The 22,156-nt window shown below is 41.1% G+C and carries 19 protein-coding genes; 7 read left to right on the top strand and 12 right to left on the bottom strand.

What is annotated here, in order from left to right; translation table 11 throughout:
- Positions 1-108: 108 nt before the first annotated feature.
- Together HWQ23_RS05105 and HWQ23_RS05100 are read right to left on the bottom strand one after the other, a co-directional pair.
- The gene (locus tag HWQ23_RS05105; RefSeq protein ID WP_292824485.1) at positions 109-1,647 is read right to left on the bottom strand and encodes a hypothetical protein; all 1,539 of its coding nucleotides are present in this window, start codon (positions 1,645-1,647) and stop codon (positions 109-111) included.
- Positions 1,648-2,075: 428 nt separating this feature from the next.
- A complete protein-coding gene (locus HWQ23_RS05100; RefSeq protein WP_292824482.1) occupies positions 2,076-2,225 on the bottom strand; it encodes a hypothetical protein in 150 nt (49 codons plus the stop codon).
- Between the two features lie 457 nt (positions 2,226-2,682).
- On the opposite strand from HWQ23_RS05100, the gene HWQ23_RS05095 reads away from it, so the two are divergent.
- The 4 genes from HWQ23_RS05095 (at position 2,683) to HWQ23_RS05080 (ending at position 7,938) form a co-directional block, all read left to right on the top strand.
- Positions 2,683-4,137, top strand: coding sequence for an aminotransferase class V-fold PLP-dependent enzyme (locus tag HWQ23_RS05095; RefSeq protein ID WP_292824480.1), 1,455 nt, complete (start codon positions 2,683-2,685; stop codon positions 4,135-4,137).
- A 166-nt stretch (positions 4,138-4,303) separates the two neighbouring features.
- Positions 4,304-5,590, top strand: a complete 1,287-nt coding sequence (locus HWQ23_RS05090; protein WP_292824477.1) for a sulfite oxidase — start codon at positions 4,304-4,306, stop codon at positions 5,588-5,590.
- A gap of 462 nt (positions 5,591-6,052) precedes the next feature.
- Entirely contained in the window at positions 6,053-6,844 is a 792-nt protein-coding gene (locus HWQ23_RS05085) for a sulfite exporter TauE/SafE family protein (protein WP_292824474.1), read from the top strand.
- Between the two features lie 101 nt (positions 6,845-6,945).
- On the top strand, positions 6,946-7,938 hold the full coding sequence (locus tag HWQ23_RS05080; protein WP_292824471.1) for an RNA ligase (ATP): 993 nt from the start codon (positions 6,946-6,948) through the stop codon (positions 7,936-7,938).
- 25 nt (positions 7,939-7,963) lie between these two features.
- Here HWQ23_RS05080 and HWQ23_RS05075 read toward each other — a convergent pair whose 3' ends face one another.
- The 7 genes from HWQ23_RS05075 to HWQ23_RS05045 form a co-directional block, all read right to left on the bottom strand.
- Positions 7,964-8,143: a hypothetical protein gene (locus HWQ23_RS05075; RefSeq protein WP_292824468.1), complete on the bottom strand. Its 180-nt coding sequence runs from the start codon at positions 8,141-8,143 to the stop codon at positions 7,964-7,966.
- A 69-nt stretch (positions 8,144-8,212) separates the two neighbouring features.
- Complete coding sequence (locus tag HWQ23_RS05070) at positions 8,213-9,712, bottom strand: hypothetical protein (protein WP_292824465.1); 1,500 nt, start codon at positions 9,710-9,712, stop codon at positions 8,213-8,215.
- Positions 9,713-9,813: 101 nt separating this feature from the next.
- The gene (locus HWQ23_RS05065; RefSeq protein WP_292824462.1) at positions 9,814-10,587 is read right to left on the bottom strand and encodes a TIGR03943 family putative permease subunit; all 774 of its coding nucleotides are present in this window, start codon (positions 10,585-10,587) and stop codon (positions 9,814-9,816) included.
- A gap of 64 nt (positions 10,588-10,651) precedes the next feature.
- Entirely contained in the window at positions 10,652-11,704 is a 1,053-nt protein-coding gene (locus HWQ23_RS05060) for a permease (RefSeq protein WP_292824459.1), read from the bottom strand.
- A 765-nt stretch (positions 11,705-12,469) separates the two neighbouring features.
- On the bottom strand, positions 12,470-13,474 hold the full coding sequence (locus tag HWQ23_RS05055) for a WD40 repeat domain-containing protein (RefSeq protein WP_292824456.1): 1,005 nt from the start codon (positions 13,472-13,474) through the stop codon (positions 12,470-12,472).
- A 136-nt stretch (positions 13,475-13,610) separates the two neighbouring features.
- Entirely contained in the window at positions 13,611-13,904 is a 294-nt protein-coding gene (locus HWQ23_RS05050; RefSeq protein ID WP_292824453.1) for a hypothetical protein, read from the bottom strand.
- Between the two features lie 363 nt (positions 13,905-14,267).
- A complete protein-coding gene (locus HWQ23_RS05045; protein WP_292824449.1) occupies positions 14,268-14,438 on the bottom strand; it encodes a hypothetical protein in 171 nt (56 codons plus the stop codon).
- Positions 14,439-15,022: 584 nt separating this feature from the next.
- On the opposite strand from HWQ23_RS05045, the gene ald reads away from it, so the two are divergent.
- The gene (ald, locus tag HWQ23_RS05040) at positions 15,023-16,111 is read left to right on the top strand and encodes an alanine dehydrogenase (RefSeq protein ID WP_292824445.1); all 1,089 of its coding nucleotides are present in this window, start codon (positions 15,023-15,025) and stop codon (positions 16,109-16,111) included.
- A gap of 384 nt (positions 16,112-16,495) precedes the next feature.
- On the top strand, positions 16,496-17,443 hold the full coding sequence (locus tag HWQ23_RS05035; RefSeq protein WP_292824442.1) for a hypothetical protein: 948 nt from the start codon (positions 16,496-16,498) through the stop codon (positions 17,441-17,443).
- Here HWQ23_RS05035 and HWQ23_RS05030 read toward each other — a convergent pair.
- From HWQ23_RS05030 to menD, 3 genes are all read right to left on the bottom strand, one after another.
- Positions 17,418-18,731 carry a site-specific DNA-methyltransferase gene (locus HWQ23_RS05030; protein WP_292824439.1) on the bottom strand — a complete coding sequence of 438 codons (1,314 nt, stop codon included), beginning with the start codon at positions 18,729-18,731 and terminating at the stop codon, positions 17,418-17,420. The genes HWQ23_RS05035 and HWQ23_RS05030 overlap by 26 nt on opposite strands.
- Positions 18,732-18,736: 5 nt before the next feature.
- Positions 18,737-18,973 (bottom strand): helix-turn-helix domain-containing protein, encoded by a 237-nt coding sequence (locus HWQ23_RS05025; protein ID WP_292824436.1) that lies wholly within the window; start codon positions 18,971-18,973, stop codon positions 18,737-18,739.
- A gap of 162 nt (positions 18,974-19,135) precedes the next feature.
- Entirely contained in the window at positions 19,136-20,926 is a 1,791-nt protein-coding gene (menD, locus tag HWQ23_RS05020; protein WP_292824433.1) for a 2-succinyl-5-enolpyruvyl-6-hydroxy-3-cyclohexene-1-carboxylic-acid synthase, read from the bottom strand.
- Positions 20,927-21,147: 221 nt separating this feature from the next.
- On the opposite strand from menD, the gene folB reads away from it, so the two are divergent.
- Positions 21,148-21,516: a dihydroneopterin aldolase gene (folB, locus tag HWQ23_RS05015; RefSeq protein WP_292824430.1), complete on the top strand. Its 369-nt coding sequence runs from the start codon at positions 21,148-21,150 to the stop codon at positions 21,514-21,516.
- Positions 21,517-22,156 lie beyond the last annotated feature (640 nt).

Raw genomic sequence — 22,156 nt, 5'->3', positions numbered from 1 at the left:
GGGCATGGGGCATTGGGCATTTGACTCCTAACTCCAAACTCCTAACTCCTAACTCCTAACTCCAAACTCCAAACTCCTAACTCCAAACTCCAAACTCCTAACTCCAAACTATTGACCCAAGGGGCGAAAATTTGGCAATTCCACGGAAGCCAATGACTTACGCCCCTTGGGTGGGCGCTGGGGATAAACCACCGGTGAGGGTGAATTGTCATCATTGGTGTTATCACCTGATGACTCTGGTGACAAATCAGTGTCTGACAATTCTAACTGTGTCAATTGTGATTCTGACCAGTAATCTTCAGTTTCTTCAACAGGCGTCTCCGTGTGAGGTGAAGTGGAGGAAACTGGTAAGTTATTAGCTGGTGAAAGCACAGAATCTGTCGTCCAAGAAGTTGAGGTAGTTGGAGGGGGATTAATTTCTGCCTGCAACTGCTCCTCCTGTGGATTTTCTACTTCCTCATCGTCTTCTAAGATTGTTGCTAAACTCTCCCACATAGGTGGATTACTATCCACATCCGTTTTCGCAGCAGGTGGTGGTGATACAGATGCCGGCTGGGAGGTGAAAAACATTTGGATTAGACTATCTAATTGCTGATCTAAATTTGATGAACCCAAAGGTGAAACAGCTTCCGGTGTATCTGGGGAATCATCAATTTTTGCAGAGGGGCCCGGTTGTGCTGACGTTGGCGTGTCTTTGTTAACTGTCCAGTTCCAAGAAGATGATTGCGTCGGAGTGGCTTCATTTCTTTGGAATGGGATTGGTGCTGATGGTTCGCCCCAAGAATTATCGAGATCATCAGTCAAGGATTCTGATTCTGTTGACCAAGGTTTAATTGGCTGTGCGTTAGGAAACAAAGACCGAGCTTTTTTAGAGAATCTTCCTTGACTAGTTATGTCTTTGGGATGTTTTGCAGTATCTTCTAAGGAGTCGTAGCTAGGAACAGATGTATCTAAACATTTTTCCAGAGCTGCTTTGAATTGCAGGGTCTGGCGTTGTTGTCGCATAAGTCTAGTACGTAACTCCCGACAAGCGTTTTCTGATTGCAATAGCTGCTGAGACTGTTCGTTGTTGTTAGTGTGTAGCAACGTACATTCTCGCTCTAACTGGGCAAGGCGTTGTTGGCTAATTTGTAGCTGTGCTTTATAACTATCAATGAAAATTTCCTGGCGTTGAACAGTTTGTACAGCAGTTTCTAATTGTTGAAATAGAGACTTTATCTGTTCTTGAGCAGCAGCCAATTCCTGAGTATGTTGGTTGAGCATCGACTCACTAACGCTGGAACGCGTTTTCTGCCACTGCAAAACCTTTTCTGACTCAGCTAGGTTGTCTTTTAGCTGCTCCACTTCTTCATACAAATTATTGTTAGCCGCACGCAATTCTTCGTTCAATGCCAGCAGGTTCTGAAATTCTGAGTCAATAAGTGCTTGTTTGCCGCTTTCAGGCTCTGCAACCCAGTCCTGCTGGGTGGTATCTTGTGAAAATTGTGTATCTTCAGCTGGCATGAGGAGTGGCAGTTTTCTAACTGGCATATTGTCATTAGGCACAACTGAGTAAAAGGGACAACTCGCCGGCTCAGATTGTGGCGAATTAGCAGAATTTCGGGATTCGATCACAGCCCCCTTGTTTGAAGTGTCAGCTTCATTCATCACTCTTGACCCACCTGCTTAAAAATATTCAGCAGTGCTGGCATTAGCATTGCTTATCAACTGTGTCTAATCAGGGTTTGCTCTAGAAGCTAAGTTTAACTCTCTCCAAGCACCAGCAATTAATCAATCATCAATTGGTGTTCCCCATTTTTTATCTAGACTGATGCCGTTATAACACTATGATGCTCTTCCCCGTCAAGAAGGGGAAGAGGGGGATGTAGCTTTAGCTTTCCTACGGAACGCTACGCGAACCCGCAGGGTGGGGGAGAGAGGAGAAACGCGATACTTAGAAACTAAACTGTATTGGCTGATAAAGTTTTTCTAGATGAAAAACTGCGTTAGTATACACTTTATTGTCTATAATCGCATCTGTCTTAAGATTTAATTTTAAATGTCTTATTAAATACATTTTTATGCTGAGTCATTTATTACTTAGGATTGATGTCAGTACAAGTATCTAGTATTTGATGATAATTCTCTAATCTTGAGCGATCGCTATTTAATGTCAGCAAACAACTAAGAGCTTCTGCCAGAACTGCAATGTTAGCCAATTCTAGCAAATACGAATAAACACGCATAAAAAAATGTTTAAGAGGTAACAATAGCTCTAAGTGAATTAATAAAGCTTTCTTAAAGAGTAATCTCAGCTTAGTACGAGCTTTTTTCTCCGTAAATATAGTCGTAGTAAGTAATTCCAGGCTTAGTTAGTGAGAAGCCTTTCCTATCAACTTACCTTCAATGCGTGAAGTTTGTTTAATGACTACAAAAAAATTGTTTAAAGTATACTTGGCTACTGAGAAGTATATCTTACAAAGTATTTTAAATCACAATTAAAATATTTTATTTAAGTATTAATACGGATACAATTTTAATTATTTTATTAAAGAATAATAACAGTAACCGAGTTTTCTACTAGGGAATAAAGTAATTATAAAGACTATGATTACTGGCGATTGATATGATGTGGCGCGAAAGAAAGCGTTGTGGCAGTTAGGCTTATCCAAAAAATTCAAGTTTAAAATAGGGGTGCTAAAAATGACTGACTTACTTGCAATGGGCGCAAAAATTAAGCAAAAAGCTGCCCAATTACCGGTGTTTGCAGAAAATTGTGATAGCTTTTGGGACAAAGAAATCAGACCGTTATTTACAAATGAGTCTTTATCTTTCAAGGTGAAAACTCTTAACGGAAAGTATGTCAACTACGTCAACTTGGATAATGGAGCTACAACCACTCCTTTTGCAAGCGTCAAGCAGCATATAGAGGAGATGCTTGACACCTATGGTAGCGTGCATCGAGGTTCTGGGCAAAAGTCCGTCATCACTACACGAGAATATGATGCCAGCCGGAACATCATTCGGGACTTTGTGGGGTCATCTTTAGACAACTATGTAATCTTTGCGAAGAATACAACAGAAGCAATTAATGGAGCTGCTACACTTTGGGCAAAAAAACCTGGGAAAATCTTAGTTTCTGATATCGAGCATTCATCAAACCTGCTGCCTTGGGTTACTAAAGACGAAGTTGTGCAGTACAGAACCCAAGCGGATGGAAGTGTCAGTATCGCAGAAATTGAAGATATTTTCAAGGCACACCAAAATCGCCCCAAAGCCGAGCAAATTAAGTTAGTAACTATTACAGGTGCCTCGACAATTACAGGTTACAGACCCCCGATTTATGAAATTGCAGCTTTAGCACATCGGTATGGTGCGAAGATGTTTGCTGATGTGTGTCAGTTAATTCAGCATGAACCAGTAGATATGCGTGCAGATGATGACCCATGTCATTTAGATTTTGTGGCTTTCTCTGGACACAAGATGTATGCCCCTTATGGAACCGGGGTTTTGCTGGGGCCGAAAGAATTTTTTGATAGTTCTTACCCTTATCAAATCGGGGGTGGAAACCTGCCTTATATCACCAGAAATCTAGAGATCAAGCGTTTTTATACAGAACGTGCCCATGACCCTGGAACACCAAACGCAATGGGTGCGATCGCAATTGCCAAGGCGATTGAAATTATCCAAGCAGTAGGGCGCGATCGCATTGCTCAGTATGAACACTCTCTAGTAGAATTCACGTATACACGACTTGGGTTGATTCCTGGCGTCAAATTACATATTCCAGGAGATAATTTAGCCCATGTTATTCCCCTTGATATTGATGGGTTTGACGGACGCTTAGTAGCAGAGATTCTGGCACAAGAATACGGCATTGGGGTTCGGGCTGGGGCTTTCTGCACATACGAATACATTCGCAAACTCAAGAATATTTCAGACGAGCAAGACTGCGAGATTGCCAAAGAAGTAGACAGGGGAATTACGCGCAATATTCCTAGTATTATCCGAGCAAGCTTTGCTGTATATAATACATTGGAAGATTGCGATCGCTTTATAGATGCGATCGCTCACATAGCTAGAAACGGATTTGCTCACTATTTGCCCAACTACACACAAGATCAGATAACTGGTGTTTGGACAGCCATAGACAGCTAGTTTTTTCAGGGCATTAGATTAAGGTAGAGGTTACAAGTGATAGGTATAGAGAATAATCTGTCCCCTGTAACCTGTTCCCTTCTTCTTTCCCCATTCCCCTGCGCCTTCATCAAGTCTTATTTTGTGTGTCTTAATTACGAATTACGAATTAGAAGGAGGTAATAGCTTGAGTGATGAAAACCACTTTGACCAGGAGGATTATCTACAGGCACGGGTTGAACAGTGCATCTGGCAAAAAAGTACAGATGCAGGTATTTCGCGCCAGCGCTTTCTGAAAATACTAGCCACTATGGTTGGTGCAACAGCCGTTGGAGCGTTAGCTAAACCTGCGCCTGCTCACAGTCAGGCAGCTTTCCAAACTAAAGGCAGTAAAATACTTAAACCATTGCCACCAGGGTACATCTCTCATAGCCAAGGCACATTAGAGATGAACTGGGAAGCGATGTATGGGCGTGGTTATTTAGTACCAAATGATTGGTTCTATGTTCATAATCGCAGTACACCTCCCCCTTTTGACCCGTCTACATGGCGTTTGCAAATTCATGGAACTGGCGTTTCTGCTGCTTGCGAGTTCACTTACGATGAAATCGTCGCCATGCCATCCATCTCAGTCACTTGCGCCATTGAGTGTGCTGCAAATGGTCGGCGCTTCTTTGAAGAAGCTTATAACATACCACTCCCTGGAACACGGTGGAGGCTTGGGGCTATTGGTGTGGCTGAGTGGACTGGTGTACCACTTGGGATGTTATTAGAGCGAGCTGGCCTGAAATCCACAGCCAAAGATGTACTCGTTGAAGGCGCAGATGTGGATTCGCTGGACTCAAAGGGGACAAATAAATCCAAGTTCAGCAGTGTAGTTCCAATTAGCAAGGCATTGGCAGATAACTCGCTCCTCGTCTATGCAATGAACGGAGAACCATTACCTCCAGATCACGGTCAGCCATGCCGTGCCTTATTCCCTGGTTGGGGAGGAAACGCCAACGTTAAATGGATTGAGCGGATTGAAGTTTCCCAAACACCAATATATACCCAGTGGGTGACAGAGCAAATGGTGCTAGTTGGTGCAGACTATCCAGCGATCGCACCGTATAAAGGTAAGCTGATTACCTACCAAAATGTCAAGAGCGCCTTTGAGTTGGCTTGGCCAGCTACACTTTCTGCTGGAACCCGCTTATTACGTGGACGTTCTTGGTCTGGGAAAGGAAAGATTGCGCGTGTGGAAGTCAGCCTGGATGGTGGCAAAACTTGGCAATTTGCCCGACTGAGAGAACCAAATTTTCCATTTGCATGGGTACGGTGGGACATTGAATGGAACCCAATTCCTGGGGAATATTTTCTCCAAGCTCGTGCTACTGACAATTTAGGTAATACACAACCGATTAAAGTTCCGTGGAATGATTCTGGATTGCTCTACGGAGGCATTGTTAGCCATCCAGTTACAGTACAAGGTTAATCACACCAAATCAAAAGAATTCATAATTCATAATTACTAATTCATAATTCAAAATCCATATATAAATGCACTTTTTTAATTGAAAAATCAATTCATTTTTATCCATCAATAAATTAATTGATTTGCTCTGTACCCAAAATTAGTGATTATGAATCAATACAGTTCAGTTAAGCATTTCTTTCTTCTCTCAGTGCCCTCTGCGTCTCTGTGGTAGCCTGCGGCAAGCCCTTCGGCTTGGTGCAGTCGCTCATGGGGGAAACCCCCTACAGCCCTCCGGGCATCCTACGGCAGGCGCTAGCCTCTCCCTTTGGGAGAAGACCGCGCTGCTTCACCGCTCCGCGTCTACGTAAAAAAAATTGACTTTGGCAAAGAGTTCTAGCCTTAACTGAACCGTATTGAATTATGAATTATGAATTATCAATTAATAATTAATCGATCAGTTCTCTAGAAAAAGACCTATTTATGATTGATTTTAGTTGGTTGATTTTAGTGACTGGAGGTCTAATATCTGGAGCCATAGCTGGACTTTTGGGGATAGGTGGTGGTATTATCACAATTCCTCTTTTAGTCACACTAGGTTATACTCCCGTTCAGGCGATCGCTACTAGTAGCCTTGCTATTGTGATTACTTCAATTTCTGGAAGTTTGCAGAATTGGTGGATGGGCTACCTTGACTTTAAACGAGTAATTTATTTAGGAATTCCAGCTTTTATAACTACTGGAATAGGTGTATATTTTGCCAATAAAATTCCATCTTATATAATACTCTTTACATTTGGCATCATCCTACTCGCTAATATCTATTTGATTGAGCTTCGCAAGCAACTGGTCTTCAAAGAAATAGAGAATACAGCCCCAGTATTTAACCCATTAGTTTCTAAAATTGGCACTGGGGGAGCAGCAGGAATTTTAGCAGGTTTATTTGGCTTAGGTGGCGGTACGATTATGGTGCCACTGCAAATGTTGCTACTCGGAGAAGAAATTAAAGTAGCAATTCAAACTAGTTTGGGCGTGATTGTGATCACTGCTTTAGCTGCCTGCACAGGACATGCATTAGAGGGAAATATTCTGTTTGTTCAAGGTATAGTTTTGGGATGCGGCGGTCTTTTAGGCGTTCAAATGAGTACTCGCGCATTGCCAAAACTACCAGATTATACTGTGAGTTTAGTGCTTCGCATCTTCTTAGGAATACTATCAATTTATATTTTTTGGGAAGCTTGGATAAATTATCAACAAATAATTACTAATTCGTAATTCGTAATATCATGTCTGTTTGATTACTTCAGGAATTACGTAAAAAATAGCCAAAACCTTAGAGTTTTTCTAAAATCTATTTTTTTCCAAAGAGGTGAACTATGAGTATTTTTAAAGTTGAAGTTGTCAAAATCAAGAGTATTAATCCTCATCCAAATGCTGATAGGCTAGATATTGCCTCTATTGAAGATATGGGGTATCAAGTAATCATAGTCAAAGGTAACTTTCACTCTGGAGATTTAGCTTTTTACTTTCCTATTGATAGTGTTATTCCAGAAAAGTTTTTGGATGAGTTTGGTATTCGTAACTACTACTCGAAAAAACTGTATGCTGCCAAACTTCGCGGAATTTTTTCTGAGGGTTTGCTTATTCCCGTTGGTAATAACTTTATGGGAAATGTCGGAGACGACTACACGGAGTATTTCGGTGTAACAAAGTACGAATATCCAATTCCTGAAGGGATGAGCGGGGAAGTAGAAAGTTTTGTTGGACATTACAAATTCCCCAGCCCAGAAAACTTGAAACGTTACAAAAATATACTAATTGCAGGTGAAGAAGTTGTTGTAACAGAGAAGTTGCACGGAACTAACTTCACTGTCTTAGTTGATGCTGATGGCACAACTAAAATTGGCAGCCATAATTACTTCTGGAAAAACAGCGAAGTAAACAAAAAATTAGTTTATATTCGTGCTTATAACGAAAACGAAGCTTTCCAGAAACTTCCGCCAGGAACTCAGATTTTTGGGGAAATTTACGGCGTACAAGATATCAAATATGGCTTGAATAATGGCAATATTGGAATTGCTATATTTGCTGTGCGTCGCGGCAGTTATTTTCTAAATTACAGCGATTTTGTGGCTTTTTGCGAGGAATTTGCTTTGCCGAGAGTACCTGTGCTTTATATCGGTGCTTACACTTGGGAAGCGGTGTCTCAGTTCAATAATGCCAATAGTGTACTCAGTCCCAATTGCATTATGGAAGGCGTTGTTGTGCAACCACTCATTGAGAAAACGCATCCAGAAATAGGTAGAGTAGTCTTGAAGTTGATTAGCGATCGCTATTTGCTCCGTAAGAATGGAACTGAACTCCATTAGACATAGGCGTGAAATTAAATATGCGTTATGCATAACCCTTGTAGAGACGTAGCAGTGCTACGTCTCTACATTCTTTAGGACTTACGGAATAACGTAGACGCGGAGCGGCTTGCCGCAGGCTACCACAGAGGCGCAGAGAACACGGAGAAATCGGAGTTTGAGAGATATTTTGCGTAAGTCCTAATTCTTTTTCAGAGATATCCATTAGGTTCAACTCGAGTTTTGGCGACGACACCTTAACTGAACTTCCGAAATCGAATTAGGAATTATTTTCTCAAGGTAGCCACCGGGGATGAAATCCGGCTAAGGGGAGTTTTTCTGGTCTAATTTCAACAGTCGCAGCATCAGTGATCGGTAACAGAGGCATTAACCATAGGCTACTAGTAGCGATCGTATCTCCATCATCAGTTTTCAAAGTGTTTGCGGGTAATGATGCTGTCGTGTTTGTCTGCGGTACTACTTGGTCAAATAATAAGCCCAAACCGTCAGATGATAAACTCATTTGCACATTCCGTTGAGCGGGAGGCAGTACTAACAGTGGTTTCTGTTGCCCGGTTTTCAGATCAATTGCCACCACATAAGGCTGTTCTATATATTGTTCCTTGGATACTAGCTGTGTCAGCAAGCAATAGAGAGTGGGTGAGGCGATGTCAAATTGGCAGCTGAGAATTGAGCCTGTTGTTTTTAATAGCTGTTTCTGCACACCTTGGTTTGTCACCAAAAACAAATCTCGCGTGTAATCTGTATTAAACTTTACCATCGCTGCTTGAGAGCCATCTTTGGAGAAAGCCTGTACCAAGCCAAACTGCGGCAGAAAATCTAGGGGTTTACTGGCATCACCTTGCAATGGTAAAATCGCTGCTCCCTGTCCTTGGGCAACTGCTACAGCTTTACTATCTGGTGTAACCATAAAGTCTCCCCCCGGTTGACTTTTTAGGCGTTTCGGTGTGGGTTTTTCTCCTGAAGCGTCACTGGTTGTTGGCATAAACCATAGTCCAAAGTCCCCAGCATTAGTTTTGTTTCCCCTCTGGATGACAATAGTTTGCCCATCGGGTGATAAGTCAAATTTCAGGTTTTGATAATCTTTACTATCTAAAGTCAGGTCAACTTTGCCTCCTGGTTCTGCTTCTTGTCCAGATTTAGCAGAAACACCCGTTGTCACTGTGTACAGTTGGGCTGAAAGTAAGTCTTGGTTATTTGCGGCGCGAGCAGAAAATAAAATTTTCTCCCCATCAGGAAATGATTCAAAGTCGATTACTACTAAGTCTTTAGGGGTAAGTAACCTTTTTTGCTCTTGGGTCAAGTTGTAAAGAACTAACCGCCCCTGTTCTTCTTGATCGGTTCCGATGTAAAGGATGACGCGATCGCGTGTGCGAAAGCTACCAACAAAGGGCTGTATCACCCGATTTTTGCCTTCTTCCTGGGCAAACTTATCTTTGGCTCCCTGTAACTGCACTTTATAATTCGTGCCATAGGGTGCTGGTGTCACCAGTGTATAAACCATCCGCCGCCCTGCCCAACTGAATTTGCCTGCTAGGGGTGGCTCGATTTTTAAGTTATCCTCGACGCTTTTTATTTCCATTGGACGGCTGAAGGTGAAGGTGAAGGAGTTATCTTCTGCCCCAATTTGTTGATTTTGCCAGGTAAAGTCCCGGACACGAGCAGTCACCACATCACCTTGCAATATGATTAACCCAATCAGCACACTCAGCAATAGCATCAGTGCGATCGCTATGCGATCCAGTGGTTGGATAAATGCTTTAAATTTAGTCATTTCTCGTTAAACATTGGGCATTGGGGATTGGGGATTGGGGATTGGGCATTGGGCATTGGTCGTTAGTTATCAACAAATGACAAAGGACAAATGACAAATAACTAATAACTATAAGGATTCTCTGGTTGAGGAATCTTTTTGAGAGAGGTAGCGGCAATGGTAAGTTGGCGTTTACCTGACAAATTTTCTGTCACCATTTGTCCTTCGACTTCCAGCCAAGTATCAGCAGAGTAACGCTCTTGATTATCTTGTAGTTTGACGGGTAATCCCACAGGGTAAGCATCTGCTGCACAGCAAGTTAAGACAAATCGTGCTAAAAACAAATATTCTTTTCCTAGATCCGGGGGGTGGATGACAAATCCCTGCACCTTGACTTTTTGCCCTGTATATGTATCTGGTTCTGGATAGACATTAACAGTGCGTACCCAATCTACAAGCGATCGCTCTTCTGGACGAACAGTAGCCCGAAAAGCTTGAGGTTTGACTCGTGTGCTTCCCAATAAATCAGCTGTCACACCCCTTTGAAGTGCTTTGTCACTAGCAAAAACTTGCGGTGTAATGATAAAACCTAAAATTGCTGTAGTCAACAACAAAGAACTGCCCCAACCAGGGGGAAATAAACTAATATGCGGGGTGTTTTGCGTAACATCAGGGCGATGCCGTTGCCAAAGTTCCTGCATCTTGAACAAACCAATAATGATCAAGCTGATACCAGTCACGACCACGAACCAAATGTAATTTGGGTGAATCAACAGGTTCAGCTTGTTAGTTAGCCAATATCTCAACATCAAAATGCCCCAAGCTGTAATTGCTAGAGCATCCAGCCAAGGGAGTAACAGATTTGAGATTTTAGATTTGGGATTTTTGTTAGCCATTAATCAAAAGTCAAGAGTCAAGAGTCAAGAGTCAACATTGAAATATGTACTATTGACTAATTTATTAAAAGACGTGCAAATTCAGGAAAAGAGTGAACAAAAATGTTAATTGTGCTGCTAAAGCAAATAAGTAAAAGATAGTTTTGGGTTTAAAAATGGATAACATCAAACCAATGCCTTTGATGTCAATCATTGGCCCAAACACTAGAAATGCCAACAATGAACCACTGCTAAAGGTTGAGGCAAAAGATAAGGCAAAGAAAGAATCGACTGTAGAACAAATTGACACTACTACTGCTAATATCAGCATGACCACAATTGAGGTAATCGGCCCAGCGCCCAAACTGAGAATTAATTCACGCGGAGCTAGGACTTGAATAGCAGCAGCGATCGCACTTCCTAAAACCATGACTCCGCCCAATTCTCGGAATTCTTGGATGCTATTATCCACAACTAGGCGCAGTTTATCTGCAAGCGGTTTATTGGAAGTCGAGTTTGAGGTAGGCGGTATCAAATTAGCGTCTATCCGCAGAGGTATACCTGCTTTTCCTCCTAAGATATAAGTCCCGGATTGCAAGATATTCGGTACCATTGCTTCCTGTTGTACTTGGTAAGGCTTACCACGGCGTTTGGTTTGGGGCTGTGCAGGTGGATTAAACTTCATATAACGAGCGATCGCAGGTTGGACTATGGGATTTAAGTCCTTTTGAAAACTGAAAACGTACCCGATAATTGTGGCAATTGCTAGAGAAAATACGACTCGTAAGACGACTATTTCTGGCTGATCTCGAAATGCTGTCCAAGTTGACCAAATTACAATTGGGTTAATTGTTGGTGCTGCTAGCAAAAAACCAATTGCCACAGGTGTAGGTACTCCCTGAATTAGGAACCGCCGCGCTACCGGTACATTCCCGCACTCACACACCGGAAATAAAAAGCCGATCATACTGCCAACTAAAGCACCCAGCAGTGGATTTTTGGGCATTTTTTCTACTAATTTGCGCTCATCAACAAAAAACAGCAGCAAACTGGAGAATAAAACCCCAAGAAGCAAAAAAGGCATCGCCTCGACTAGCAGACTTAGAAATAGCGTAAAACCATTGTTCAATTGATTCATGGGCGTCGCAGTCAAAAGCGGTTTTGAGTTTTAGAGTTCTGCCTAGTCATTCTATCGAAATGGGGATCAAAAGCAGTTCGGGAAAGTTAAACATTATTTAAGTAGCAACTTATCCTACCTTGCAAGTAGCCCTTAATCGCTGCAAACCTTTGATTCAGCCGAAATAGTGATTTTTACCTGAGGGGACTTACTGATGATCACCATTCCTAAGATTGTCTGAGTTCAGAAATTGTTCCGATTCTAGGGGGCAAGTAACTGCACAGATGATTTGAAATTACCTATGTCTATACTTACAGTAATTTGCTCTCTAAGATATTAGCTCGGCTGTATTTTCATCAAGTATTCACACTTATTCAACATTTGGGGTAGGCGTAGCCCCTTAAAGTAGACATCGCTGTTGGTTGTTACCATCATTGATTTTGGCTAGTTCGGGCAAAATTTTATCTGAGTTTTGGTTAATTTTTTACTATCAGGAACTTCCAACAAATAAATTACCCAATCTTGTCCCAGTCTTGTGGGGTGGGCATCTTGCCCGCCTTTATATACGGGCGGGCTTTTCGGCCCACCCCACAAGAAGTAGTTGAGTATTTTTTTATTTGTCAGTCTCTAACAACGCTAAAAAGGCAAAACTAAATTTTAGCAAATACGGTAAATGCTGAAGTCCCCATTCCCCATCCCCTTCTCTAAGACAATTTAGATCCCCGTCTTCGTAAAAGTTGTCGGGGATCTAGTTCACTAGTTCACGATTATTTTGTGCGATCGCTGTTAATTACGTTTTAGTGGAATCCCCCAAATCTTGATTTGTTGATCAAATCCACCACTGGCAAGAATTTTACCATTTGGACTAAAAGCGATCGCGCTTACCCAGTCTGTATGTCCACTCAATGTATTTATTAACTCACCTGTAGTTAAATTCCACAACTTAATCCCGTCTCTGCCTGCACTAGCAAGGGTTTGTCCATCGGAGTTAATCGCGATCGCATTTACCCAGTTATTATGTCCTATAAGGGTGCGGGCTAATTCTCCAGTATTAATATTCCACAGTTTAATTGTGCGATCGCGGCTAGCAGTAACTAATGTTTGCCCATCTGGTGTAAACATGACAGCGCTAACAGCATTAGAATGAGCTACAAATTCACTGATTAATTTACCAGTAGTCAAATTCCACAGCTTGATTACACCCTTATTGTCACCACTAGCTAAGGTCTGTCCATCAGCACTAATCGCTAGGGTATAAATCGAATTATCAAAACTTACTAGAGTACCAAGTGGGCGTTGCTGTAGCAAATCCCACAGACGAATCCCATCCAAACCCCCACTGACTAGAACTTTACTATCAGGAGACACCGCTAAAGATAATACGTTACTGGTATGTCCGACAAAAGAGCGGCTAAATTTAAAATTTTTCAGACTCCAGAGGTTAATCGTATTGTCATCACTACAGCTAACTAGGGTTTGCCCATCTGGCGAAATCAGTAAAGATTCTACGGCTGCTTTGTGTGCTTTGGTAATATTTCCTAACTTTTTGCCGTTTGCGGGATTCCACACCAGAATTACACCCTCGTTTTCTGCACCTCCACTCACAAGAATTTTGCTATCTGGACTGAAAGCGAGGGATTTAACGGTTCCGTTATGTCCTTTGAGTGTGTAAAGTAGTTGGGCATTAGCAAAGCTGTTGGTAGTTTGGGAGTTTGGCGTTAATTCAATGGCAGCATGAGCTTGATTGTAAAACCCTTCCCAGGTAGTCACTGGAAGGGCAACAGCTGCCATAAATGCCAGGACAATATACGGCCGAGGAAAATTACCCCCACCTTTTCCCTCACTACTCACTCTTTTTCCTCACTTTTACAGATACGGTTACCCCAATCAGTTTTGCAGAGTTATTACTTAAATAACTCTGCGCTTCCTAAAGAGGTCGTTTTTTCTTAGAAACGCTTAACATTGGTAAAGGCGCACTAGACGAACGAGAGGGCAAATAATGTTGCACTACAGGTTCCTCTGGTAGAGAACGACGTTGCTGGAAACGCCACAACTTAAAGGCTAGCGCTATCCCTGTCGTTCCCAAACCAAAAGCGAACAACGACCACTTATCATTAAATCCGCCAATCAGGGCATCCATAACGCCCATCGTCATCAATATACTGATTAGTGGCTCTTTTCGGTAAGTTGACTTCAAAAAACGAGGTAATACAGCATTCATCACAGCTTGGTTGGTTCCAGTTCAGCTTTCGGGTATATATTATCAAGAATACCTCACCCATAATTTGCCTTTCTTATTCAAGGCAGACACTAATTATGATTTCCTAATAGTAGGGGAGGAAGTGTACTCATTAATCGCCTTGCATATACTAGTTGCAAGTCTATAATATTTCAATCACTAATAGGTATTTCCATTCCTCTCTTGCTTACATTCTAGGGCAATAATTTACAAATAAGTCTAATTAAAGTATCTAAGGTAAAGTACTTCGCTATCAATTGTTAAAGTCAAAACCAACTGGTTGTTCCAGCTGGTTGAAATTTTAACTACTAGCTTACAACTTCTACCTTCTGCTTGTTGGTGGCACTACTTCAGACCCAGCCATGATAGCACCCCTTGATTGGTTGTATATTCAATCACTAAGGTCAAAGCGAAGCCAATCATTGCGGCTCGACCATTCAAGCGTTCAGCATATTCGTTAAAGCCAAACTTCGGCTCCTCTAGTTTAGGTGTAATCGTTGGTTGTGGTTGTGTCATTTTTAAGAAACCTTTTTTCGGCAAACGCGAATTGATCTGAAACTTCTGGCAGAAGTCTCTTAAAGTGGAGATAAGCAGTACTGACTTTTTACGGGATCTGGAAAACCTCTCTTGTTCATCTCTCTTTTAAAAGGAGGAGCCACTGCTACAGGTGCGGTTTCCCGCCTTGGAAATTGCGCGTCTCACGAGAGGGAGAAGCATGTGGCGTCAGAGAATTTGAATTTTCACCTTTCCCGCATCGGGAAGGGGGTTAGGTTTTTCGTGAGCTTTTCCAGATGAGGTGAAAAGTCAGTGTAGCTTGGAAAGCGGATTGCACTGCTTGAATGCCAAGATGACTTGAGAAATTCAGCAAAGCTTCCTAGTAGGGAGCTATACAATCGCTTTTTTAATAAATTGTTACTATTCTTTATATATTGTATAAATACTGGGGCAATCGTCAACCGTAAGAGTTTGGCGCTACTCAGATTAAATTGAGAAACTTAGAACAGAGATTAGCTATCTCTAATACGGAAGTAGCAAGCTGGAAGTAGCAAGCTTGAGCTTGGCAGACTAGAGTTAAACAAAAAAATTATCAGAGGCGGTATATGGAAATCGGCGTTCCCAAGGAAAATAAGGATCAAGAGTTTCGGGTAGGGTTAACTCCTTCTAGTGTGCGGGTGCTGCGAGAAAATAATCATAGCATCTTCGTACAGACACAAGCAGGTAATGGTGCTGGATTCTCAGATGATGACTACAGAAGTGCTGGAGCCGAGATTGTCCCGACATCAGAAGTAGCTTGGAATCGGGAATTGGTTGTTAAAGTCAAAGAACCTCTGACATCTGAGTATAAATTTTTGCAGAAAGGGCAGATATTATTTACTTATTTACATTTAGCAGCCGATCGCAAATTGACAGAGCATTTAATTGATTGTGGCACTTGTGCGATCGCCTACGAAACCGTAGAACAGCCTGGTGCTAACAAACTACCCTTGCTGACTCCGATGAGTGTGATTGCCGGTCGGCTAGCAGTACAATTTGGGGCGAGATTCTTAGAACGTCAGCAAGGTGGTAGAGGTGTTCTTTTGGGCGGTGTACCTGGAGTCAAGCCAGGCAAAGTAGTAATTTTAGGTGGCGGCGTTGTTGGCACAGAAGCAGCTAAAATTGCTGTGGGCGTGGGTGCGATCGTGCAGATTTTAGATGTGAGTGTCGAGCGCTTATCTTACTTAGAAACTCTATTTGGCTCTAGAGTCGAATTGCTTTACAGCAACTCTGCCCATATTGAAGCTGCCGTCAAAGAAGCGGATTTGCTGATCGGTGCAGTTTTAGTGTTAGGACGTAGGGCACCAATACTAGTATCGCGCGAATTGGTCAAACAAATGCGCCCTGGTTCTGTAATAGTTGATGTTGCTGTTGACCAAGGCGGTTGCATAGAAACCTTACACGCTACATCCCACACAAATCCGGTATATGTTGAAGAAGGTGTGGTGCATTATGGTGTTCCCAATATGCCAGGAGCAGTACCTTGGACAGCAACTCAGGCACTCAATAATAGTACATTACCTTATGTTGTCCAGTTGGCGAATTTGGGAATTTTGGCACTGGAAGTTAACCCAGCATTAGCTAGGGGTGTGAATGTGCAGAATCATCGCTTAGTGCATCCTGCTGTGCAAGAGGTTTTCCCTGATTTGGTATAAGGTGTGCAAGTATTAGGCGATCGCTTATTTTAATAGAGATAGCGATCGGCAATCAGGCTAATTTTCTTGCCAAATGCGCGGATGGGTAGGTGTACAAAATGAGAAGGGGCAAAAAATGGTTGCATCTCCATCTATATAAGACTTTGAGGGCAATTTTACTTTTAAACTATCCGCGCACCTTATGGGGAATGGTTTTCAGCGATTTGCATTTTGTGCTAAGAATTGCAATTTACCAAAATCCCTATTAGGGATTGAAACCTGTGATTCATTTGGCTTTAAGTGTAAGAAGAAGTGCGATCGCTCGTCCTCCGACTGTTAAAACGACTATTTGGTGAAATTGCTAAGGAACTTTTAGTCAAAATTTAGGCATTATCGCTGGAACAGTTGGAAGCTTTAGCTTTGGCGTTTTTTATAGAGTTATGTGTTTTATACTTAAAAAGTTGTATCGATTATGGCAATGGAGATTGTCTTTTGATTTCATTCAGTAGCTACAAAGTAACAGCATCTAAGTGGATTACCATATTTGATTCACCATTCTACCCAGATTCTTTAGATGAAGCTAAAATGCTCTACGAGAAAGTTTTGGAGCGTTTCATAGAATTGGTATACGAAGGAACAAGCTCTGCAAATTTACTCGAAATTATTACAAAAGAGCCTGATCCTTTACGTATTCAACTCCTGAGAGTATTTCGGAGGTATGTATCACCAGATACGACAGTAGAAATGACCAAGAAAAAACGTGAGATTCCCACTATAATTAACGACTTTGGTGAGAGATTTCGTAGCTTAGAAGAGGTTAGAAGAAATTTGCAAAATCGTCCTGTACCCGATGAAACTCTGATGGCTCTTCTTTTAGAACAGAGTAAACGCGGGCAAAAAGGCTATGACTTGACAGAAGCATTTTTCTTATGGTTTGACAGAGTATTTGGTAAAAACTATATAATTCAGGGGCCAGTTCGTGCTGGAAAAGATGTAATGCTTGATAAGGTTTTGGATAATTGGGAAGCTCAAACTCCAGCAGATATTTTTATATCTCGATTAGATGGAACCCCATTGGTAGTTGGATTTGCTCGTTATGACTCTGATAGAGGAGGTTCTCAAGAAGATGATCGAACTGGTGGGAATCGAGATAAAGCAACTGATATTCTCAAGTATGCTGATACCTATAAAGTGGCTTTAAAAGTATTTTATTTGAATGATGGTCCAGGATTACTACTAGGATCTATGTGGAATGATTACGCTCGTCTAGAAAGCTATGGTACTGGCAAAATAATGGTATGCACCCTGAAAATGCTTGATGAGAGATTTACACAAGATTGGCTTGAAAGTTGAGTTTGCTATCCCAATCATCTATTACAGTATCAGAGATAAACTCCAATTCTGGTGTTTCTTCAATATATAAATCTAGACCGCTTCGTAAAATTCTATTTATACCTATTAAGCATTTTTGTTCATATTTAGCAGAACTATTTCCGTTAATCAAGTCACCCATTACTTCTGTTCCGTTAACTAAACGCTGAACTATTGTAGCTATAGCAAGTTGTGAATTATCAATAGCTATCCATTTTCTACCTAACTCTTCAGCTATAGCAGCAGTAGTTCCACTTCCAGCGAATGCATCTAAAACAATATCTCCCTCATTAGACGATGCTAGAATTATTTGTTTGATCATATCTGGATTTTTTTCTGTTGGATAACCAGTAATTTTAATATTTTGATTGTGAGCATCCTTGAAGTCAAGCCAAATATCTTGGACTGAAATACCCTGACTATTGTCTAAATAAACTTTTCTTCTTGGGTTCCCTGTTGGTGACCAGTAAATCTCTCCGCGTGCATCCATTTCGTCTAAAGTTTCTGGAGTATATTGCCAGTGTTTACCTTGAGGAGGTAGTATTCCTCTCCAGGGTTGACCTGTTGCACCTTTTCTTACACCTGGTGCATGAACAGGAACTTTCTTATAAACTCTTCCAGTCTCCTTTTCAACATATTGATACTCTTTCTTTGCAGTAGTTTCAGTCCAAGGATTAAAAGGCTGATTCCATATATAATTATCTGTTTTTGTGTAAAATAAAATATAGTCAGCAGTATTTCCGTACTGTTTACGCGTATAGTTTTTTGGGTTACATTTTTTCCTGGTAATCCAATTGCGAAAGTTTTTAGAACCAAAAATTTCGTCCATTATAATTTTAACAGCACAAGCCATCTTGTCATCTAAATGTATATAAATAGAACCTTCATCAGATAAAATCTCTCTTAGTAAAATCAGTCTTTGACGTAAAAACTCTAAGTATTCCCCACCTTCCATTAGGTCGTGGTAAGCATGGTCTCTTTGACGAGATTCAAAACTATTTCCTGTCGCATAGGGTGGGTCAATATAAATTAAACTAACTTTCCCAGCGACAGTATCATCGTTCAAAAATGAACTAAGAACTCTTAAATTTTCTCCATATATTAGTCTGTTTCTTGGATGTTCATCTACACTTATCATCCGGTGTAACTTGGCTACCGGAATTCTTAATATATCTTCTCTAGGAATTTTGCCTTCATATTCCAAACGAAAAGGAATTACATTTTGTTTTTTACTCTTACGACTATTTCGACTAGGTATTCCTGTTGCCATTTGAGTTAATATTTATCTTCTATTTGTTTTCTACTTTTATCTCTTTGCAGGAACTCATCTAAGTCTTTTTTTCTGATACGCCAAATTCTTGGCCCCACTTTTGTCGCTTTAAGATTATTTGATGATATCCATCTTTGTACAGTTCTTTGGTGAACACGAAGGAGTTCAGCCACTTCAATAGTTGTCAAAAACGAAATATCTTCTTCACTCTCATTATTGTTATGTTCTGCATCTTGTCGCATCTGTCGCTAAATTCGCTAGAGTCGTTATTGTACTACTAATTATAATACTTTGCAAGGGTGAGCAGCGTCACTACTTAAAAGGCTTGTGGGAAAGTACTTTTAAATTTGATGTCACAAATGCTATGTTTTTATACTGCTATTCAGCAACACCTAATGAGATAATTAAATTACAACATCTGCCGCAAACTTCCTTAAATTATCCTGTCGCCACTTGGCATCAGCTTTGCGATTTGTCTGCAACTCCAAAACCCGAATTCCTGTAGCTGGTAGCGGGCTTAATCTTTGCTGCAACTGTTGCCAAGAAGTAATCAATTCATGCTGCACATTATAAGTAGCGCACAACTGAGCAAAATCAATATCCTGGGGAGTCCCAAAAAACTCTTCAAATGGTGGGTTAAACTTGGCAATCGGTAACATTTCAAAAATCCCACCGCCATTGTTATTGATTAACACAATCGTGAGATGTCCGACAAATTTATTGCGAATTAAAAAACCATTGGTGTCATGCAACAGCGCTAAATCTCCCGTTAACATCACACTACTTTGCTGGCGATGGGCAATTCCTAAAGCTGTGGATAATGTGCCATCTATGCCATTTGCACCTCGGTTAAAGTGCGATCGCACTCCTAAATTATTCGGTTTCCAGAAATATTCCACATCCCGCACAGGCATACTATTGGCAATAAACAGAGGCGTTCCTGGCGGTAAAATCTGAGAAATTAACCAAGCTGCTTTACTCTCAATGATTTCATCTATTTTCCCCATCGTCTGGTCAACAACTAATCTAACCTTAGCTTCCGCATCACACCATTTCTTTCCATAGTCTGAGGAAAAAGATAAATTTCTCTCCTCTGCCTTTATATCTTCTACAGATATCCGTAAATGCGTTGTTCTCCCGTGCAAAGGGTCGAGGTTTTGGTCGCTCTTGTCAATTACCCAGCGTCGCGGTTGGGTTGCATTTATCCAGTTACGCAGTTCTTTACTCGTAGGCATTTCTCCTACCTGAATCACCATTTCGGGCGCTAACTGCTTTGCTAGTTGCTGATTTCGCAAAATCAGATCGTATGTAGAAATCAAATAGGGGTTGAGTTCAGCATAATTTCTCACTGGGGAGAGTCCCTCTGCTAGCACAGGCCATTTGAGAGTTTGGGAAAGTTGCGCGATCGCTTTTGCATATTCCTGTGGTTGCTGTGGTTGGGCAACACCTGCAATAATTATGCCGCGATCGCATTTCTTCCATTCTTGGGGAATGGGGAGTAGGGAGTGGGGAAGGTGGGGCCCCCTCTGGGGATAAGGGGTAATGGGGAATGGGGTAGTACTTGTTATTTCTGTGAAGAAGTCTTCTGGTTGAAACTGTGATTGCAAATAACTCAAGTCAGTTCCATCAGGAAGAGGCGCTAAGGGATCGCGAAAGGGAATATTCAAATGTACTGGCCCCTTTGTAGGAGTTTGCGTTCTTTCCCAGCTATGAATTACCATTTGTCGCAGGTAAGCTAGCATTCCCAGATCAGCAGAAGGTAAGGCTAACTCTGTTTGCCAATTTGGGTAGTTTCCATATAATCTCAATTGATCTACAGTTTGCCCAGAGTGACAATCTCGCAATTCTGGCGGTCTATCGGTGGTTAATATCAACAGTGGTACGCGACTATATGAAGCTTCAATGACTGCTGAATAAAAGTTTGCTCCTGCTGTACCAGAGGTGCAAACAAGTACCACAGGACGTCCGGTTGCTTGAGCTTGTCCCAAAGCAAAAAAGGCGGCGGAACGTTCATCGAGTATAGAAATCGCTTCAATCTCAGGTACTTGTTCAGCAAAGGCGATCGCTAGGGGTGTAGAGCGTGATCCAGGACAAATGATTGCACAAGTCAATCCCAACCGCTTTAGCGTCTCTGTTAAGATATAAGCCCAAACTTGATTAACATTTTTAAAGGCGATCGGCATTAAATCAAACATAGCTATAAAACAATCTTAGACTTTATCTAGGGAAATTCATTCAATTTACAGAAGTTTTCATCTATTTGAACTACATCTGTCATAGGGGTTTAGCAATGCGCTTTCCCCCTAGCGCATAGTCTATTTACCTCAAAATAGCTGTAAAATCCATCTGGGAAAGAAAATCTCCAAACAAACTTGCTCCACTTTCTACAAAATCCACAATTTTCTCTCAAACTTTTATGGACTGCATTCATTTAACGGGAATTCGCGGCTATGGCTACACTGGGTATCTGCCAGAAGAACAGGTGCTAGGACAATGGTTTGAGGTGGATGTAAAGTTATGGTTGGATATCTCCACAGCGGCCAAGACTGACGCGATCGAAGACACTTTAGATTATCGCAGCGTCATTAGCTTGGTACAACATCTGGTGAAAACATCTAAGTTTGCTTTAGTGGAGAAGTTGATAACAACGATCGCTGATTCTATTCTCCAAGAATGCGATCGTGCAACACAAGTCCAAGTCATTCTGAGCAAACCTGCTGCACCTATTCCAGACTTTGGTGGCAAAATTAGCATTGAACTGACTAAAAGTAAGTCCAATCTCTAAAAGACAAAACGTGTTTTTTTCTCAATATCTATAAGCTAGCAAAAAGAGGGCATTTACCAAATTTTAGATTTTAAATTTTGGATAATGGAATTGTTGGCGGAGCCTAAGAAGAGAAGATTCTTGCGTTCCATTATTTCAAAAGGTCTAAGAGGATGTTTGAAAAGTCCTCTTGTGGGTATCAAAACTTTTAGATCCCTCTAAATCCACGCTAGTTGCTCATGGGGAGCTACTGGCGTGGGTTAGGGGGGATCGACAAGTGCCTAAAATTACAGCAAACTACTTTTAAATCTAGATAATGATTGATTTTTAGTAAGGATTTAGTGAATAAATATCATTATATTACATACAACATACTCTATTGATTTTTTCAACTTAAATGCAAATAATATACTGTAGTTTTACAAAATTGGATTCTTGATTAATTTTTATATAAATACTATATATAATATTTTTTATACTTTTTTCAGAAAAAATATTCCATATTTTTAAAATTATCATGTAATTACTACTAATTACATGATAATTTATATATGATGTTAATAACATGATACTAGCTACATATAGCAACTATAATTAGCTTTGCCAAGTACTGAACTTATCGGAGGTTAATAATATGATGCTATTTGCTCAATAGTCAGTA

This window comes from Nostoc sp. JL33, from assembly GCF_017114985.1.
Taxonomy (GTDB): domain Bacteria; phylum Cyanobacteriota; class Cyanobacteriia; order Cyanobacteriales; family Nostocaceae; genus Nostoc.
The sequence above is the reverse complement of the archived record's forward strand: the minus strand, read 5'-3'. Positions and strand labels throughout refer to the sequence as shown.